Below are 19581 nucleotides of genomic sequence, written 5' to 3' on the forward strand. Positions count from 1 at the left end.
TTTCGTTCACTAGCAAAAGCTTGCTACTAAAAACTATATTGATTACGTTTTGCTTGTTCAGTTTTCAAGGTTCATTATTTAGTCGTTTTTTTCAGCGACTTCTTTATATTAACATCACACTCAATCTCTGTCAATCACTTTTTAAAAAAGTTTTTTTGAAGCTATCAAGTTTTGTTATGTCTTAGCGACAATTAATATAATACAATATCAATATATTAGACGTCAATACTTTTTATAAAAAAATATCGAGGTATTAATATATACCTCGATTACTAGCATACTACAAGTCCTTACTCCATTTCCAGAGCCTCTTTATTCACTTTGTAATGTCGATGGAATATCATTTCACTTTTTGCAGCGATCGGTTCGACAAGAATATAGCCTTTGTCCACCAGATATTCAACAAACACCTCTAAATCAACCGAGTAATTCACTAGCTCATGATGATCATGCAACTCTTGGATGGTCCAAGTCTCTTTAGATTCCATTACTTCTAATATATGCTGGGCACCGTCTCTAGTACGAGAGTGTATCAAAAATTCACTTGCTAAAAACAATAGCTCTAAGCGTTTTTCTATCGGTTCATTACTCGAAACAAGCTCTTCATATAATTTATAAATCGCTGGCTCAATTTTTTTCACTTGTGCCCAAACAGTTACTTCAGGATAAAGCCCGCTATCGATAATGGACAAACGCCCCAGATGATGTAACGAATCTACAACATGATTATATGCATCTAAGTAACTTCCCTTATCAAAATATTCTTTGCCTTCTAAATAACGTCGAATTAACTTTGAAAATTGAATGCCTGTTTTAATCTTTCGTCCACTAAACGGGAACTCCTGTAATTCAATTTTCAATTTATGAAGAAACTCATTTCGATCAAACAATACCCTGCCAAAGAAAATCCAATCAACCACTTTTCTATTTGAACCAATTAGCAGCCATTTTCGAATTAGCTTTTCAGTAACAGTATGTAAAGCTACTTTATTTCCTTCATATAAGTAATGTTTCGTAAAGACTGGCTTTTCCGCTTCCTTTACAATAATAAGTAAAACTGTATCAAATGTATCTGTAACATTACTTTGTTCATCACGCTTTTCTACTAAAATAACACCTAATGTATTCGACTGACTCGCGCGTTCCTGGTATATTGGACGCAAAACTTGCTCCATGTTCAGCCCCCCTATTTATTTGTAGCCTTTTATTTCGTTAAAAATTCGACATACTCTAAAAGTATTCCTTCTTTCCATGTTCTCAAAGCTAAAATACTTTGTTCTTATATGTTATAGTAGATTTTAGATTGGGAGGCAAGATAATATATGAAACCTTATAAAAATAAAATTAATAAAATTCGTTCCTTTGCATTAGCTCTTATTTTTATTGGCTTTATCGTTATGTATGGAGGAATTTTCTTTAAAAACAATCCTATTCTCGTCTTAATTTTTATGACTCTCGGTGTTCTGTGCATCATCGGCAGTACAGTTGTATATGCTTGGATTGGACTTCTTTCAACTCGAGCAGTTCAAGTAGAATGCCCTAATTGCCATAAACACACAAAAGTTTTAGGTCGTGTAGATATGTGTATGTACTGTAATGAGCCATTAACATTAGATCCAACTTTAGAAGGAAAAGAATTTGACCAATCTTATAATAGGACAAAAAAATCCTAGCCCATTTAAGAGCTAGGATTTTTTTATTGCACTTTTGTAGATACACCTTTACATGATGGACAAGTGCCGTATATCTCTAAGCGATGCGAATGCACATCAAAGCCTGTTACTTGTGATGCAAAATGTTCGATTTCATCGAGACCAGGATAATGGAAGTCGACTATTTTTCCACAGCATTCACAAATCATGTGATAATGATCGTTTGTAACGAAATCAAAGCGGCTCGAAGCGTCACCATAGGTAAGTTCTTTCACTAAACCAACCTCACGAAATACACGAAGGTTATTATAAACAGTTGCTACACTCATATTTGGAAATCTTCCTTCAAGTGCTTTATAAATTTCATCGGCAGTTGGATGTGCCATTGATTGTATTAAATATTCCAAAATAGCATGACGCTGAGGAGTAATACGTACACCAGTTGTTTTTAACGTGTCAAGGGCATCCTGTAAATGCGTTGCAGACATCGCCATGCACCTCTTCCATAAATATTCTTAATTTATAATTGTTATAATTAGTGTAGCGAATTAGGCCTAGTTCTGTCAATCATACACCTTCTAAATCAACAACATTTTTCAATGTAATGTCTCCATCCTGAATGGTAGCTGTTTCTACTTTCTAAGTTAATGGTCTTTCAGCAAGAAGCTTTCTTATATAACCTAAATCTCAATTAACACTTTCTATTGTAAACGTCACCCAAGCTTTGTTGATAAATTCTTACTTGAGTTAATAGCCTCTTGATAAATCCATCACATTTTCTAAATCCTTCTCACCCCGTAACCATTTTTCTAAACTTGGTTTAAAAATTTCTAAGCTGCGTTCAACATATCGTGAAGAATGGCTTGAAATATGTGGAGATACGATAACATTCGGTAAGGACCATAATGGATGATCTGCCGCTAAAGGCTCTTGCTCAAATACGTCTAAAACAGCATAGCCAATTTCACCTGCTTGAATGGCTTGAATTAAAGTATCTTCCTCTACTAAGTTGCCACGACCAAAATTCATAAAGATCGCATTACTTTTCATTGCTTTAAAATGCTCTAGTTTTAAGAGAAGCGTTGTCTCATCCGTTTTAGGTAATACAGAAATAACGATATCAGCCTTAGGCAAAGCTTCCATTAATTGATCGAAACACACCATGTTATCCATATAAGCAGCTTCTTTCCCAGAACGGTTACAGCCAATTGTTGTTACACCAAAAGCCTGTAATAAACGCCCTACCTCTGAGCCAATAGCGCCAGGTCCTAGAATAAGAGCTGTACTGTCTCGTAATTCAGATTGCTTTGCTTTTTTTGACCATTCACTCTTCTTCTGCTGCTCATATATCCATGGTAGCGCACGTTTAATAGCTAAAATATGAGCAAGCATCGATTCTGCCATTGGCGTTTTATGAATACCTCGCACATTTGAAACTAAGATATTTCGTTCCATAATAGCTTGAGCAGGCATTTTTTCAATTCCAGCCGAGGCTACAAAAATCCACTTCAGGTTTGTTGCGTAATTCATATTTTCATTATTTAAATCCTCACCATATGTAACAAGTACATCTGATCTTTGCAGCTCATCGATGGATAAGCCAGTCTCAAAAATAAAATCTACGTGTGGAAACTCAGCTACTAACGGATCACGTAAATCAGGTCTTGGTTCAAATGTAAAATAAATTCTCATTTTGTCGCCTCCCATTCTGCTAAATAGGTATATACCTCTTCAATGTGATTTTTCACGCGTACTTTGCGCCAAGCCTTCATAAGATTCCCCTCTGTATCAATTAAAAATGTTGAACGTTCTATTCCCATATACTCACGTCCATACATCTTCTTCAACACCCATACGCCATATGCCTCCGCAACTGCATGATCCTCATCCACAAGAAGGGAGAATGGTAGTCCATGCTTATCTATAAATTTGGTATGCTTTTTTGCATCGTCAGGACTGATACCGAGCACAACTGCATTTAGTTGGCTAAAATCCTCATGCTTATCACGGAAATCACATGCCTCAGTTGTGCATCCTGGTGTCATATCTTTAGGATAAAAATAGACTATTACATTTTGTCCTCTGAAATCTGCTAACCTTACCGTCTCTCCTTTTTCATTTATAAGAGAAAAATCTGGCGCTTTTTTTCCTTCTATTAAAGTCACAATAATCTCCTCCTCTGTAGGTTCTATTTTACTCCAAGTGATAAAACAAGTCATTTTCCTTAATTTCTTTGGATTTCTGATACTGATAGGTCTACAATAGAGTACGTATAAAGACATAGGAGGCAATCATATGAATCATACAAAATCTGAAGCAATACACACGGAAGCGCTACAGCATATCGTTGGTGGTGTAAATAGCCCTTCTCGTTCTTATAAAGCAGTGGGCGGAGGCTCGCCTGTAGCAATGGCTCGTGGGAAAGGAGCTTACTTCTGGGATGTTGACGGCAATCGTTATATTGACTATCTAGCGGCATATGGACCTATCGTAACTGGACATGGTCACCCACATATTGCGAAGGCTATTACCCATGCCGCTGAAAATGGTACGTTATTTGGAACACCAACGGAATACGAGGTTACTTTTGCAAAAATGTTAAAAGAAGCAATACCGTCTATGGATAAAGTGCGTTTTAATAACTCTGGTACAGAAGCTGTAATGACAACTATTCGCGTTGCACGTGCCTATACAGGTCGTACGAAAATAATGAAATTTGCAGGTTGCTATCACGGCCACTTCGATTTAGTATTAGTAGCCGCTGGTTCAGGTCCTGCTACATTAGGAACACCAGACTCAGCAGGTGTAACAACTTCTACTGCTGAGGAAGTAATTACTGTACCTTTTAATAATCCTGATGCCTTTACCGAAGCAATGGATAAATGGGGCGAACAAATTGCCGCTATCTTAATCGAACCAATCGTAGGGAACTTTGGTATTGTTGAGCCAAATCCGGGCTTCCTAGAGCTAGTGCATGCTACTGCAAAAGAAAAAGGAGCATTAACGATTTACGATGAGGTTATCACAGCATTCCGCTTCCATTATGGTGGTGCTCAAAACTTACTTGGACTAACACCTGATCTAACAGCACTTGGGAAAGTTATTGGTGGTGGTTTGCCAATCGGCGCATACGGTGGTCGTAAAGAAATTATGGATACAGTCGCTCCTCTTGGCCCAGCCTACCAAGCAGGTACTATGGCCGGAAACCCTGCATCGATGCAAGCTGGTATTGCCTGCCTAGAAGTGCTACAAACACCAGGGATTTACGATGAAATGGATAGACTAGGTGGAATTTTAGAAAATGGTATTTTAGCCGCAGCTAAAAAGCATGGAGTAACAATTACATTAAATCGTCTTAAAGGGGCACTGACTATTTACTTTACAGATGTGAAAGTAGAAAACTATGAGCAAGCAGAAAACGCTGACGGAGAAATCTTCGGTCGCTTCTTCAAATTAATGCTAAATCAAGGTATCAATCTAGCTCCATCGAAATATGAAGCATGGTTCTTAACAACTGAACATACTGAAGCAGATATTTTGGAAACAATTAAAGCGGTAGACTATGCATTTTCACAACTTTAAACATCACAATACAGAGACGACTCGCTAGTAGGAGTCGTCTTTTTCTTATGTCAGCATACAAATTTATGTATTTTATGAGCACTTCCTTCTATAATGTAAAGAAGCTTAAAAATTTTAGACAGAAAGGACATCCAGATTTTCTATGAAATTAGGTGCCCGTGTATTCAAAACTGGTGTTGCCATCGTGCTAGCACTCTTTATTGCGGAGTTGCTAAATCTCTCTTCTCCGGTTTTTGCTGGAATTGCAGCGATTTTTGCCATTCAGCCATCGATTTATCGATCCTATCAAACGATTGTGGAGCAAGTACAAGCTAATATTATAGGAGCTACCATTGCAGTCATTTTTGGCTTGCTTTTTGGTCACCATGTAGTAGCCGTTGGCATTGCAGTTATCACTGCCATCGGTATAATGTTGAAATTTAAACTTGAAAAATCATTGTCACTAGCGCTCGTAACAGTCGTTGCCATAATGGAAATTCAAGGAGATGACTTCCTGACGTTCGGTCTTTTTCGCTTTATTACCATATTAGTTGGGGTGTTAGCAGCCTTTGTTGTTAACCTAGTCTTTTTACCTCCAAAGTATGAGGTAAAGCTTTTCCGTAAGATTTACTTTTTACAAGACGATATTATTCGATGGACACGACTTGCTGTTCGTCAGGCTTCTGAACATACATCTACAAAGGGAGCATTAAGTAAATTTAAAAATCGTATGTTAAGAGTTGATACATTGTATGACTTCTATAAGGAAGAACGCAATTACCTCAAACATAAAAAGTATGTTAAAGTGCGTAAGCTAGTGGTCTATCGTCAAATGATTTTAACATCTAAAAAAAGTTTAGAATTGCTGCAACGTTTGCATAATCATGAAAACGAATTGGCCCAGCTACCAACACAATTTCACTTAATGATTCAGGAGCGACTGGACTTTTTACTTACGTATCATGAACAGCTACTATTAAAATATACAGGAAAGTTAAAGCCTGAGCATTCTGAATGGAGTAAAAACATTGATTATATTCAACGCAATGAACTAATGGAAATTTTCATCAAACAAATAACCTATGCACATGAGGAAGGCGATACGGAGTTTTCGAGCTATCACCTACTTTATATTTTATCCCGTATACTAGACTACGAAGAAAACTTAGAGCATTTGGATACGCTTATTGTGTCCTATCAAAGCTATCATGGGCATGAGATTAATGTGGAGCTAGAAGATGAGTTTATATAACAAATGAAATTGGTAATTTTACGACAAATTGACTAATATCAATTTGTCGTTTTTGATATTTTACATAAATCTGTAAATATTTTTAGAATTTGATACAATAAAAGTAAATGTAAAAATAAGGGGCGGTTCAATACATGGTCAATTTAAGTAAAATTGAATTAACTAAAAAAGGTCAATTCGTTAACTTAACAAAATCACAAAATGAAGAGATTGGTGAAATTTTAGTCAATTTAAACTGGAATCAGAGAACTGAGAGAAATTCAGGTGGCTTTTTATCTTCTTTATTCGGCACCAATTCTAAAGGAGGGATTGATTTAGATTTAGGATGCTTATATGAAATGACAGATGGTAGTAAAAGTTGTGTTCAGGCTCTTGGTAATGCTTTTGGTAGTTTGCATTCTGCCCCTTTTATTGAGCTAGATGGTGATGATCGCACTGGCATGTCAAGCAGCGGTGAGAATTTGCGTATTAATGGAAACAAGGTGAGAGACATTAAACGAGTGCTCGTTTATACATTTATCTATGAGGGTGTAGCAAATTGGGCTGAAGCTGATGGGATTGCGACAATCAACTACGGAACAGGTCCTAGCATTGAAGTTCGTTTAAGCGAACATCGTAATGGTAAAAATATGTGTGCAATAGCTATGATTGAAAATGTGAACAATGAAACATTTAAAGTTGAACGACTTGTTGAATATTTTAAGGGACATCAAGATATGGACAAAGCCTACAATTGGGGACTATCATGGCGTTCAGGTAGAAAATAAGCCGATGCTTAGGGCTCAACCTATACATATTAAGCAATCTTAGAATGCATTCATAGTTGCCTGTAAATTGGAGTCTCTTAGCAAACGTTAATTGAAATGAAGATAAAAAAGCTGACATCATCTCTTTTTGAATGATGTCAGCTTTTAAAGGTTCACGTCCTTAATGCCATCAGCTGTGTCTCTGATACCTTACGCTGCGCTGTTAATTCTCCATGAAGCTTACGATAATTAGTAATACCCTCTATAATTGTATCCCAAATTTCCTCAAGTGTTTGTGTTGTTTCAGATTGCTGAGCTAGAGCAGTGCTCAATTGAACTGCTTCATTACTGGCTCCTCCAAATTGTTTGACACGGTTTTCAAAAGCTAATGCTGACTGACTCTGTAATTGCTGCCGCCTTTCATTCACTGCATTCAGTATCCCCATTTTGAATACAGGGATGGTCTTAACAAAAGCACCATTAATTTGTTCCATCAATTCACTATTTCCATTGCGCAGCATCTCAATTTGCGGGGCTGTTAAAATGGCAACCATACGTGATTTCTCCAACTCATCTATTTTCTGTTGAAGCAACTCGGCAATTGCTTGCAAACGATTGAGCTCCATTTTTGCCATTTGATTACCCGCCTCACCCTGTTTCTCATACATAGGTATTAGGGTTGTTTGCACTTCATGTAGTTTCATATCTGCTGCGACAATATATTTTTCTAGCTCCAGATAAAACATCAAATCCTCATTATATAACCGTGCCAAGACTCGATTATCTTTTGCTAATTCCTCCTCCATAAGCACAAATTGATAATGAATTTTTTCAATATCTCTACTGAGTACATTGTATTTCGCAAATATATCATCATTACTTTTCGCTTTACGTGCAAATAGTTTCTTGAAGAAGCCCTTTTGCTCAGCAAAATCTTTTTTATCAAATGTCAACATTAAGGCTTCAAGCTGCTTAAATAATTCATTTGACTCATAGGATGCTGATTGGGTGATTAAGTCTAAAATTTGATCTGCGAATTTTGCTAATTTTGTAGCTGGCTCTCTGCCCAACTCCATTAAGTCCTGCTGATTTTTTATATTAATCTTATTGGCAATTTGCTGTACCTCTGTATTTCCCCATAATTGTTGTTTGACGGCTTCTGCTGTTTCCACTGTCAATTGTTCAATTGTCGTAGGGTTATTTGACATTCGTGCCGCCTCCTTCCTGTCATCAGAAAAAACGATTAAAGAGCTTTTTAATGATTTTATCTGGTGCAGATTTTTGCTGCTTTGGTTCTTCATAAGGCAAGTCAAATAGCATATGCTCTAAACGGTGTACATCATATGAATCCTCTAGTAAGTGCCTCTCTAAATCTAGTTTGCCTGTCGGGTTATAAAATACAATATCCATACCAAAGCGATTTAAAAACGCTAGTAATGCAATGTCCTCACGTGATAAAGCTGGCTGCTGTGGCGCTTGATATAATACAAGTTTTGGTACCTCTTGAGAGTAGTCAAAGTTTTGTAGTAATCGCAGTATATCCTGAGGAATCATTGTCATCTGTTTAAATAAAAATAACTGTAAATCATATAAAGTCTCATTTGATTGTTGTTTTAACATGGGTTTCTCACATGAAGCTTTTATCGTATAAGAAATTGCACGCTGTAGCTCCAATGGTAATTCCCCGTACTGCCACCAATCACTTTGCATAATGCGCTCTACTGACAGCTCCCCATTTACTAAGCAATGTTTATAGTGAAAATGGAAGTTTGCCTTGCTCGTTTTTGAATAAGGGAACTCCTGCACAAAAACGGTTTGCGGACTAGCCAGTAATTGATGCATATAATGCCAGTATTCTTCACGTTGGCTCGACACTCCACTAATTTTTGCAAATATTACTGGAATGATTATCTCATCTCCAATAACTTCAAATTTCGGTCGGACCATGGCCTTTTCTTTCGCATAAATAAAAATATCATCATAGGTCATTCTTAGTGTTAAGGAGCGTGGCATAAGATCTTTAAATTGCCAAGGCTTAAAAACTCCTGATTGCTGATCATGCATTAATTGTTCAAAATGCTGACTCGAACGATAGCCTACAGTTGCCTGACGATCACGAAGCTTGTCAGGAAATGGCTGTAAAGTTGTTTCACTTGCATACGAATAACTGATTGAAAAAGAATCTGTAGGATCGATCTCTGCAAATTCATCTATTTTAGCTGGATGAAAAATTAATACGTCACAACCTAGCTCCATTAGCAATAATAGAAAATAACGCTGACTAACAGTCGTCTCCCCATACCACACAACCTTAGGAAAATCATCTGTCGGCTTCATTGCCTGTGTCCATTGAATCCAATGGTTTTTTAACCACTTCACCAAATCAATTAAAAAACGGCGAAATTCATTCGCAAGTAGACCTAAAGATTGTTGTTGCTGAAAAAGTTCGACAATTTTAATGGTTGCTAGCTGTAAATGTCGGTTCATTACACTATCATCATGCTTAGGTATTAATTGATACCCATACATCATTGCAACTAATCGATTAATAGACAGCCCTTTAGGTGTTTGCTGATGTTGTTCTAGAATCGTTTGTATGGCCTGAAAGTCTTTTTGTTCAATATTTTTATTTAATTCTTCACTTAAAATATGAATACTTTGGGTTTGTGACATGGTAAATAATGAATTGAAATAATCATCCTCTTCAATTGGCACTCCTAATACACGTACTGCAATTCGGCTAAAAGTTATTTGTTGTGATGTTTCCTCATAAAATGCACGATTCTTTGGTGAATCTTGAAACGCCTGTAGCCAATCATCAGGATTTCGCTCCAACACTGATTGAATTGTGATTGTTTGCATACAAACGCACCTCCTAAAAAATCATCCTTTAGCATAGGCTTAAGAATTCATTTGTCATAGAATAGTCTTACCTATGACAGCAAATAAGTATTTAAAACTAAACTACCGTTTGTTGTGTGGCAATTTGTAAAACGGCTTCTAGCAAATCTTTTGTAAATGCTTCACCATTATGAATTGAGTAGGTTGTATTTGGTAGAACATTTGGCTGTTTATCCTTTAAATCTCCATGATTCGGTGTAAATGCTAAATCAGCTATGGATAGCATTCCGTAATCCATAATAGAATCGCCTGCTGCTATATGCACATCGTATGTACAAAATTCCTTCATATAATCTATAGCCGCTTCCTTTGTCAGTACCTTGGGCATAAAATACAATTTTTTACCTTGTAGAAGAACGTACCAGCCGTGAGCGTCAAACTCTTGAATTATTGCATTTAATTCATCTTGGCGTAAAACATCATTATCCACATGATGTACATAAAAAAGATCATCTATATAGAAAGAACGTTGTAGCCATGTATCGGATTTGATTGTTTGAAATAGTTTTAACATATCCTCTCGTGGAATGGAGGATTCTTCAATTCGTCTACATAATGTTTTCGTCCATTTGTCATATGGCTGACCTTTTTCTAATATTGTACCCCCATTGCTTGTAATTGCAAAAGTTGGGCACAAGTCATTAATAAAATGTATTCTCTGATATTCATGCAATGCTCTTGTCGTAACAGGTACAAATAGTGTTTGCTGATGCACCTCCTGCAATAAAGCTGCTGTTGCCTTTGTCATCATGCTCATGTCTTTATCAGCCTTCCGCTCAACTACCATTGTCTCTGTATTTGGCGGAAACATCTCCATCATACGTTTAGAATAAATAAGTGTTCTATCTAAATCTGATGTAAATAGTATCATCTTATTCTCCTCTACAATTCTTTTATTAAGCCGCAACATGAATAGGACATATCCGAATATTGTTCTATCAATACATTTTTTTCACGAGCTAATAATAAAATATGTTCCAGCTCATGAATGCATTGTGGATTAACCAGGATTTTCCAGGGGATTCGTCTTAGTAACACTCTTGTCGTTTCTCCAACACCAGGTTTGATAAAATGAATATTATCAATATCAAAATCCTGCTGAATCCTTTGCACGGATTTCATGCCCTCCCAAGTTATTGCGGAGTTGGGCAGCTCTTGAAGTTGCCGTATAATCTCACTCTGCACATTATCAAAGCATGTGACAATGCGTTCTATGTACAAGTTTGACACATCCATCTTCTCTAATTCTTTGTAGTATTTTGCACCATGAAAGTCTTCCTCATCCATAAACTGTAGATTTAATACTGTTCTACTCACCAATCCAGACACCGTCGAATTTAAACAAGCAGATGGAATTAAAAAATCTTCACGAGTTCCATAAATGGCGGCACAATGCCCTGGATCTGCCAAAACGGCTAAATTGGCATTCAATTGTACTTGATGTTGTGTATTAAACTTTTGACAGGAATGTAGTAATTCTTTGGTAATAGCACCCTTACCCGTCCAACCATCAATAAATTGAAGACAACCTTGAGGATGTTGTGCCAACATGTAACGAATTGCCGTTTCATCAAAGCCACGACCACGCAGAATAGATATTGAGTAATGTGGTACATTCACCTTATAGCGCATTTGTATATACCGTTTAATTAAAATGCCAATTGGTGTACCTGCTCTTGCTAAGCTAACAAGAATTAAATTATCTAGCCCTCTATTTTGGATAATTTGCTCTGCTACCACACCAACAGCTATTGCTATTCTTTCAGCGTAAGTATCTAAAGTTTTATAAAATAGATCCATATATGTTTTAGATGGTTGGTATTCCATTGGTAGCATTTCAGAATAATGCGTGCCCGTTTGAATAAGTTGTTCACGTTTTTCATTATCCATTTCAAGAAAAACATTACTAATATCACGCAATAAAAACATAACATCCTCTGGTGCATAGCTCCCCATTTTATCTGGCTGTAAAGTCGATATCATCGTTCTACCTCCACTTCATGCATAGAAATCACATATATTTTTGCGCTACTGATGGATTGTAATGCCTCTACCAAGCGGCCAATTATCTCTTTATTTGCTATACGTTCCACAATAATGAAAAGTTCCGAATATGGCCGGTTTTGTATATTATATAAATAATTTTCAACCCCATTGTTCTCTGGGCTTTCAAAGACTATTTTTTCTGTAATCGTATAGTCTAGTTCATCTGTACAATAAATTGGACTACGGGTCGATGATTGAAAATAAACATCTTCTCCTAAATAAGAGGCAATTTGCATAGGGACATACATAAATTCCCCTGTTCCAACAACAAGTGTTGGTCCACCCGTTCGTAGCTCTTTTAATTGCTTGGCGATTGCCTGTAGCATTTTCTTTTGTTCAATATGCTGTTTTGTCGTTAGCATAAATCTTCCTGTTGCTAGTACATAAGGTTGATTGTTTACAAGACCATTCCCTGCAATAGAACGATAGAATTTGCAATCAAGAGATTCTTTGATTGGTATTAGTGTGATGTCCTGAGGGGCACATGTTGTTATTTTTGGTTGCTCGCTTGTTAAATTTGGTGCTCCCTCACAGCTAAATTGACCACACATAATGGCGATGAACTCAATAGAGATCCCCCATTGCTTTTCTAATTGCTGAAACACCTTTTGTTGTTGTTCTGAACGCCAATCTAAAATAGATAGTACAGCATACTTCTTAACAAGCGGAAACTTCTGTCTCAGTGTTTGAATAATGTTAATAACCGTATTACCAGTAGTAATCTCGTCATCAATTAACACAATACGTTTAGCTTGCAGTAAAACATCAGGCTCTTCTGTATAAATTCTATGGCTTGTTGCATGGGAATGCTCTTCCTCGAATGTAACAAATGGTTCAAAATCTGGCAGTACTTCACGTGTGGTATGGATATACATGGCATTCGTTTGGAATGCATTAAATACAGCATGTCCAAGTGCAGTGGCTGTCTCAGCAAATCCAATAAACAATGTTTCCTCAGACAGTGGTATGGAACCCTCCGTTGAATCCTGAATTCCATCCAACTCTGTACAATCTTTTAATGCTTTTACAACAGATGGCATAGCAAGCACAGTTTGACCACTAAGATGCTGATTATACATACAGGCTAGAAGCGTTCCAGTCAATAATGGGACTTGGGGACGAACAGCTAAATGCTTGCCAAGTACAGTGCTCACAAACAAAAACTGTCTCTTCTTATTAATACGTGCTGCCATTTTAAATAAATCTGTCAATGCAAAATTATGAGGATTATGAGTGACTTCAATATTAATTGTATAATTTGGCAAAATGCTTAGTTTACTCATTTGTTGCTGCATAAACACTACCACCTATTTCAGAATTTAATAACAGTGAGGCAAAATCTAAAGACTCGTGATAGACGCCATAGACATGTGCTTGTTTTAAGATTCGTTGCGCCCATCTCATATGTGGTTTGATTTCATTCATTTTATTAGCATAGTGACTTTTCATAACACCTTTGTGACCATCCCTATTTTCTACAATGCTCAATGCATCTAAATACTCCTCATACGAAATCGCATAAAGTGCATGCACGACACGGACATGACTAGGGTGAATGACCGTTTTCCCCATAATGCCGTTTTGTTTATCCATTAAAACTTCCTTCATTAATCCATCTAAACAATCGTCTAACAATGCTTTCCTTGTATCAAGCGCACCTTTTTCACTAAATGGCGTCACTCTTAATGCAGGCTTTAATACACGTTGATTACTAAAATACTCCCACACAGGCCCAGAAATAACAAAACCATCTTCCTCACGACCTAAGACATTGACTATATCTGCTATACAATCTCTAATCACACTGATATCATAAATAGTCGAGTCCATACGGCGGCGAATTCCGTATATACCACAAAAATCAGTTGCACCAATACGCACATTTAATACGCGTTCCCTGTATTGATGTAGAACTTCTTTAATGCTTAATAATGCCTCCATACGAGATTCCTTATATAATACCTCACGACTTTCTAAAATTGGCATACCATATAAGGTTAAATGATGTTCCAAAATGGTTTGTTCAAGTAACTCAAAATACCGGGCTCCTTGTGCTGCCGTAAATTTTGGAAATACATAACCAGTTAATATTTCCTGTTTCTTTCCTAATGAAGTTATTAAATAATTAAATTGTTCTACATGACGTACACGAATAAACAGGAGTGGTAGATCTTGTAATTGCAATTGTTTTTGGTTATATAGCTCATATAACTCACTAATATCCTCCATCAATTTTGCTTCACAATCTAGTAATTCTGTATCTCCTACTGCATCCTCTAAGTCAATGACAAGTGATGTAAGCTCTTTATATTTTTGCGATTGAATCAAACCCACAATATTAGGCATGGAAGCTGGCATATACAAAGTCGCACCTAAGGCATATGACAGAATATCTGGCGTATCCAATTTGGTAAAGGGCTGTGGCTTCTTATAAAAAATCGTCTCTGCTTCTGTTGCAAAGTGTTGCATTTAATCCTCTCCCCAGTAATAGCATACCTTCTGTGAAAAAAGCACTGTATCAGCCTGTTCCCTACAGACCAATACAGTGCCTTGTTTACACGGCTGTTTTCTTATTCATCTTGTGTACAACAAATGTCAGCAAGAATGCAGCAATTAAAATAATAAAGAATAATTCATGCGAAAGATGGAATCCAAAAATACTTGCGAACATTTTCAGAGCAATAATCGCAATCAAAATATAGGCAGTTGTTTCAAGCTCAGGTACTCGCTCTATCAATGATAGGAATACGCCAGCGATAGTACGCATCATAATAATCCCTAAAACTCCACCTAATAATAGTACCCAAACTTGATCTGATATCGCAAACGCTGCTAGTATAGAGTCTACTGAAAAGGCAACATCCATTAATTCAACTGAAATAACAGTCGCCCAGAACGTTCCAAAAACGCGAACCATCCAACCCGTCTTTTTAAACTCATGTGCTTCTCCTTCATCATCGCTCTTATTTTTAAAATGTAGTATGACTAACCACATTAAATAAGTCGCACCAATTACTTTAACGATGGAGAACTTCACGAGGTAAACACCAATACCGATGAAGAGAAATCTGAAGAAATATGCTCCAAACATCCCATACATTAACGCTTTTTTTCGCTGATGCTTTGGAAGATGTTTAACAAGAACAGCTAAAACTAACGCATTGTCTGCAGACAATAGGCCTTCCATAATAATCAATGAAAAAATTAGGCCCCATGATACTGGATCTGTTAAAACCTGTCCCCACATGTGCCAGTTAAAAAACTGTGCATATGTATTTAATATCTCGTTGAAAACGTCCAAAAAAGATCCTCCATCTTTACCTATCCAAATTATTGTAGGCCATATGCATTAACTAATGCTGCTAAGCCACCCTGATAGCCTGAGCCTACTGCGGCAAACTTCCACTCACCATTATGGCGGTAAAGCTCACAAAAAACAACGGCAGTTTCAATGCTGAAATCTTCACCTAAATCATAACGCAATACTTCTGCCCCTGACTCCTCATTCGTTAAACGAACATAGGCATTCAGAACCTGACCGAAGTTTTGATGACGGCCCTCCGCGTCATAGATTGTAACCGTCACAACAATCTTTTCAATTTGTGGAGACACTTGCTTTAAGTTTACAAGGACCTTTTCATCATCCCCATCACCTTCTCCTGTACGGTTATCACCAGTATGCACAACAGATTGATCTGGGCTCGTTAAATTATTATAAAAGATAAAGTCTTGTTCATTACGGCATTTACCTGACGCATCTAGTAAAAATACAGATGCATCAAGGTCAAAGTCTTGTCCACCATCAAATTGCTTTACATCCCAGCCTAAGCCGATTCCAATACTGTTTAGGCCTGGATCTTGTTTTGTTAAATCAATACGTTGTCCTTTGCTTAATTGAATAGCCATTGAAAATCTCCCTTTCCGTTCAAAGTTGAAATTTTTTAGTTTACACTCAAGCCATAGTCATTACATAGTGCAGCTAAGCCACCTTGGTAACCGGCACCAATCGCATTAAATTTCCATTCTCCGTTATGGCGGTATAATTCCCCTACTACGACTGCTGTTTCAATACTGAAATCCTCACCTAAATCATAACGAATAATTTCTTCGTTGGAAGCAGCATTGACAATACGAATATAGGCATTAGAAACCATACCAAAGTTTTGACTGCGTGCCTCTGCATCATGGATTGTTACAGTAAATGCTAGTCGTTGTACATGTGTAGGTACTTGTGTTAATGCAACTTTTACCACTTCATCGTCACCGTCACCATCGCCAGTTAAATTATCCCCGGAATGTTCAACAGAGCCGTTGCCACCTGTTGTATTATTGTAGAAAATAAAATCATTTTGATCTGCTACTTTGCCTGTATCTGCAAGTAAAAATACAGATGAGTCTAAATCGAAATCATGTCCACCATCATATTTATTTGTATCCCAGCCTAAACCAACAATTACATTTGTTAATCCTGGATTTGTTTTTGTTAAATCTACCTTTTGACCTTTTTGTAATGAAATACCCATTATCTTTCTCCTCCTAGTTAATTATTTATTGATATCTTCGAACAACGTCGCCAAGTTTCACGTCATTTGTTCCTGTTCCAACTGCAGCAAATTTCCAATCATTGTTATGGCGGTAAATTTCACCACAGACAAGCGTCGTTAAGTTCGAATAGTTATCAGTTAAATTATAGCGAATTAGCTCACTACCTGTCCTGTCATCATACACACGAATATATGCATTTTGAATCATGCCAAAGTGTTGATTACGGCCTGCTGCATCATAGATGTTTACAATAAACACCAGCTTGTTATATTGAGACGGTACAGACGACAGCTCAATTGTAATAACTTCATCATCACCATCGCCATCACCTGTTAAATTATCACCTGAATGTTGAACAGAGCGGCAGTTACTTGTTAATTTTCCAAAATAAACAACATCGTCTCCCGCAACAACCTTATCATCTTGCAGCATTAATACAGAGGCATCACAGTCGATGTTTCTACCACTGCCGCTATTTCTACTTGAAAATAAGCCTCCAAATAAACCGCCGCTTTTTTCTTGACTTACAGGGTCCCAGCCTAAACCTACTTTGATTTTATTTAAACCAGCATTCCCTTTTGTTAAATCGACCCGTTGCCCTTTTTGCAAATTAATTCCCAATTTAATCACCCTCCTAAACTATGTGTTGCCAACTAAAAGATTATATGTAAAGAAATAATGTAAAGTCGAATCTTTATATATTTCATAAAAGATTGTCGTTTTTCACCATTATAATAAGTCTAAAATAACATTACAAAAAATTCAATTAATGGCTCCAAAATGTCGATGCCAATATGAGCCTTATTTTCGAGAAATCTTCATAATCATGATGTTTTCACTGTAAATGAGTTTCTTTTAATGCAGTTAAAAAACCTTCTAACTTGTAGAAGGCTAATGAGCATATACTAGCTTTTCATTTTTGGATCAAGTGCATCACGCAGTCCATCACCCATTAGGTTAAAGCCGAGAACTGTTAACATAATAGCTAGACCTGGGAATATCATTGTCCATGGAGCATTTATTAAAAACTTCCGAGCATCAGCTAGCATTTTTCCCCATTCGGGTGCTGGTGCTTGAGCTCCTAGTCCAAGGAAACCTAATGCCGCCGCTTCAATAATGGCTGTCGCAATAGCTAGTGTTCCTTGTACAATTATTGGTGTTATGGAATTCGGTAAAATATGAGAAAATAAAATTCGTGTATCACGCATGCCAATTGCTTTAGCCGCTACAATATATTCCTCTTCCTTGACACTCAATACTTTAGAGCGAATTAAACGACCAAAATTCGGAATGTTAATTATTGCTATGGCAATTAATGCATTTTGTAAAGATGGACCTAGCACCGACACTACTGCAATCGCTAACAGCATACTAGGGAAAGCTAGCATAATATCAAAAATACGTGAAATAATCGTATCGATCCATTTTCCATAATAGCCTGCAATAATACCAAGTAAACTACCAACGATTACGGATAAAATAACTGAGAAAAAGCCTACCCATAATGAAATCCGTGCACCATGAATGATTCTAGAAAAAATATCTCGTCCAAAATCATCCGTTCCAAACCAATGTTCACTGGATGGTGCCAACAAGCGCTTCGCAAAATTTTGTTCATTGATGTCCTGTGGTGCAAGGTAGGGCCCAACTATAGCAAGTAAAATAAAAAATAGAACAATTCCTGCTCCTATAAGGGAGACTTTACTCTTTTTAAAGCTCCGCCAGCCTTCGAGCCACGGACCTACCGCACGTTCTCGAGTTGGTACTGCTTCTTTTTTGATATCCATTGCTCCAGTCATCATTGCAGCTCCCTTCTATTTGTATTTAATACGCGGATCAATCACTGTATACAGCAAATCCACAATTAAGTTAATCATGATGAAAATAAATGCAACGATTAGAATACCTGATTGAATAACAGGGTAATCCCTGAAGCCAATCGCATCATAAATATAACGACCAATTCCTGGCCAACTAAAAATAGTCTCTGTTAGTATGGCACCACCTAGGAGTAATCCTGTTTGTAGACCAATTACCGTTAACACAGGAATCACAGCATTCTTTAGTGCATGCTTATAAACAACAATAAACATTTTTTGGCCTTTCGCTCTTGCTGTACGTACATAATCCGAGCGCATTACTTCTAGCATAGAAGACCTTGTGATTCTTGCAATAATAGCCATCGGAATGGTCGCAAGTGCTACTCCTGGTAATATTAATCTCTTTACGACTTCAATGAATTGATCAAAGCGTCCTTGAATAAGGGTATCAAGTAAATAGAAATGGGTTATGGCGGCTATTGGGTTTCGAACATCCTCTCGACCAGAAGTAGGCAACCAGCCAAGCTTACTACTAAATGCCCATTGCTCCATTAAACCTAGCCAGAATACTGGTACAGATACACCAACTAATGCCACTATCATTGCAATATAGTCGAACCAAGAATTTTGGAACCATGCAGAAATAATGCCAGCATTCACACCAATAATGATAGCAATAATCATGGCAAAAAGTGCAAGCTCAGCTGTTGCTGCCAAGTATGGAAAAATTTCTTCTGATACAGGTAATTTAGTACGTAAGGAAACCCCCAGATCTCCCTGGAAAATACCTGACAAATAACTAAAATATTGTGTATACCAAGGTTTATCTAATCCTAAACTTGCGTTTAATGCCTCGACCGCCTCTTTTGTTGCCTGTTGTCCTAAAATAACTTGTGCTGGATTACCAGGTATTGCACGTATCAACATAAAGACGATAAAAGTCATTCCAAGCAAAACTGGGATTAGTTGAAGGAATCGTCTCCCCATATAGTGAAGCATTTTCATCACCTCTCTATGATTTTCATAATCTACTTTGAAGTCTTTATATACTGTTGAAA

At 37.1% G+C, this 19581-nt stretch carries 20 protein-coding genes; 4 read left to right on the plus strand and 16 right to left on the minus strand.

Annotated features, from left to right (window positions below; translation table 11 throughout):
• Positions 1-290: 290 nt before the first annotated feature.
• The gene (locus tag AC2CGN_RS24585) at positions 291-1175 is read right to left on the minus strand and encodes a nucleotidyltransferase-like protein (protein ID WP_429983038.1); all 885 of its coding nucleotides are present in this window, start codon (positions 1173-1175) and stop codon (positions 291-293) included.
• A 147-nt stretch (positions 1176-1322) separates the two neighbouring features.
• Between AC2CGN_RS24585 and AC2CGN_RS24590 the strand changes: the two genes are divergently transcribed.
• Positions 1323-1673, plus strand: coding sequence for a YgzB family protein (locus AC2CGN_RS24590; RefSeq protein ID WP_054772457.1), 351 nt, complete (start codon positions 1323-1325; stop codon positions 1671-1673).
• Between the two features lie 23 nt (positions 1674-1696).
• Here the strand turns inward: AC2CGN_RS24590 and perR are convergent, their stop codons facing one another.
• From perR to bcp, 3 genes are all read right to left on the minus strand, one after another.
• On the minus strand, positions 1697-2140 hold the full coding sequence (gene perR, locus AC2CGN_RS24595) for a peroxide-responsive transcriptional repressor PerR (RefSeq protein WP_286924857.1): 444 nt from the start codon (positions 2138-2140) through the stop codon (positions 1697-1699).
• Between the two features lie 259 nt (positions 2141-2399).
• Positions 2400-3344 carry a D-2-hydroxyacid dehydrogenase gene (locus AC2CGN_RS24600; protein WP_484516806.1) on the minus strand — a complete coding sequence of 315 codons (945 nt, stop codon included), beginning with the start codon at positions 3342-3344 and terminating at the stop codon, positions 2400-2402.
• Positions 3341-3817 carry a thioredoxin-dependent thiol peroxidase gene (gene bcp / locus AC2CGN_RS24605; protein WP_283869588.1) on the minus strand — a complete coding sequence of 159 codons (477 nt, stop codon included), beginning with the start codon at positions 3815-3817 and terminating at the stop codon, positions 3341-3343. Before bcp ends, AC2CGN_RS24600 begins: the two co-directional genes overlap by 4 nt.
• 130 nt (positions 3818-3947) lie before the next feature.
• Here bcp and AC2CGN_RS24610 point away from each other — a divergent pair, with 130 nt between their 5' ends.
• The 3 genes from AC2CGN_RS24610 to AC2CGN_RS24620 all read left to right on the plus strand — a co-directional run bounded on the left by AC2CGN_RS24610 (position 3948) and on the right by AC2CGN_RS24620 (position 7232).
• Complete coding sequence (locus AC2CGN_RS24610; protein WP_429983040.1) at positions 3948-5234, plus strand: glutamate-1-semialdehyde 2,1-aminomutase; 1287 nt, start codon at positions 3948-3950, stop codon at positions 5232-5234.
• Between the two features lie 142 nt (positions 5235-5376).
• Entirely contained in the window at positions 5377-6465 is a 1089-nt protein-coding gene (locus AC2CGN_RS24615) for an FUSC family protein (protein WP_283869590.1), read from the plus strand.
• A 134-nt stretch (positions 6466-6599) separates the two neighbouring features.
• Positions 6600-7232 (plus strand): TerD family protein, encoded by a 633-nt coding sequence (locus AC2CGN_RS24620; protein WP_369593790.1) that lies wholly within the window; start codon positions 6600-6602, stop codon positions 7230-7232.
• A 152-nt stretch (positions 7233-7384) separates the two neighbouring features.
• Here the strand turns inward: AC2CGN_RS24620 and AC2CGN_RS24625 are convergent, their stop codons facing one another.
• From AC2CGN_RS24625 to AC2CGN_RS24680, 12 genes are all read right to left on the minus strand, one after another.
• On the minus strand, positions 7385-8419 hold the full coding sequence (locus AC2CGN_RS24625) for a toxic anion resistance protein (protein WP_484516809.1): 1035 nt from the start codon (positions 8417-8419) through the stop codon (positions 7385-7387).
• A 22-nt stretch (positions 8420-8441) separates the two neighbouring features.
• Positions 8442-10073, minus strand: a complete 1632-nt coding sequence (locus tag AC2CGN_RS24630; RefSeq protein ID WP_484516810.1) for a YceG family protein — start codon at positions 10071-10073, stop codon at positions 8442-8444.
• Between the two features lie 97 nt (positions 10074-10170).
• Positions 10171-10983, minus strand: coding sequence for an HAD family hydrolase (locus tag AC2CGN_RS24635; protein WP_484516812.1), 813 nt, complete (start codon positions 10981-10983; stop codon positions 10171-10173).
• An 11-nt stretch (positions 10984-10994) separates the two neighbouring features.
• Positions 10995-12095, minus strand: a complete 1101-nt coding sequence (locus tag AC2CGN_RS24640; RefSeq protein ID WP_484516814.1) for a cysteine protease StiP family protein — start codon at positions 12093-12095, stop codon at positions 10995-10997.
• Positions 12092-13453: a phosphoribosyltransferase family protein gene (locus AC2CGN_RS24645; protein WP_484516816.1), complete on the minus strand. Its 1362-nt coding sequence runs from the start codon at positions 13451-13453 to the stop codon at positions 12092-12094. Before AC2CGN_RS24645 ends, AC2CGN_RS24640 begins: the two co-directional genes overlap by 4 nt.
• Positions 13434-14627 carry an HpcH/HpaI aldolase/citrate lyase family protein gene (locus AC2CGN_RS24650; protein WP_484516818.1) on the minus strand — a complete coding sequence of 398 codons (1194 nt, stop codon included), beginning with the start codon at positions 14625-14627 and terminating at the stop codon, positions 13434-13436. Before AC2CGN_RS24650 ends, AC2CGN_RS24645 begins: the two co-directional genes overlap by 20 nt.
• 85 nt (positions 14628-14712) lie before the next feature.
• Positions 14713-15459, minus strand: coding sequence for a TerC family protein (locus AC2CGN_RS24655; protein WP_286924847.1), 747 nt, complete (start codon positions 15457-15459; stop codon positions 14713-14715).
• Between the two features lie 29 nt (positions 15460-15488).
• Complete coding sequence (locus AC2CGN_RS24660) at positions 15489-16064, minus strand: TerD family protein (RefSeq protein WP_286924846.1); 576 nt, start codon at positions 16062-16064, stop codon at positions 15489-15491.
• A 35-nt stretch (positions 16065-16099) separates the two neighbouring features.
• Positions 16100-16681, minus strand: coding sequence for a TerD family protein (locus AC2CGN_RS24665; protein WP_484516821.1), 582 nt, complete (start codon positions 16679-16681; stop codon positions 16100-16102).
• Positions 16682-16706: 25 nt separating this feature from the next.
• Positions 16707-17324 carry a TerD family protein gene (locus AC2CGN_RS24670; protein ID WP_484516822.1) on the minus strand — a complete coding sequence of 206 codons (618 nt, stop codon included), beginning with the start codon at positions 17322-17324 and terminating at the stop codon, positions 16707-16709.
• A gap of 284 nt (positions 17325-17608) precedes the next feature.
• Positions 17609-18505 (minus strand): nickel transporter permease, encoded by an 897-nt coding sequence (nikC, locus tag AC2CGN_RS24675; RefSeq protein ID WP_429983048.1) that lies wholly within the window; start codon positions 18503-18505, stop codon positions 17609-17611.
• Between the two features lie 12 nt (positions 18506-18517).
• Complete coding sequence (locus tag AC2CGN_RS24680) at positions 18518-19522, minus strand: ABC transporter permease (protein WP_429983049.1); 1005 nt, start codon at positions 19520-19522, stop codon at positions 18518-18520.
• Between the last annotated feature and the right edge of the window lie 59 nt (positions 19523-19581).

The organism is Lysinibacillus sp. DFXJR4, from assembly GCF_057196045.1.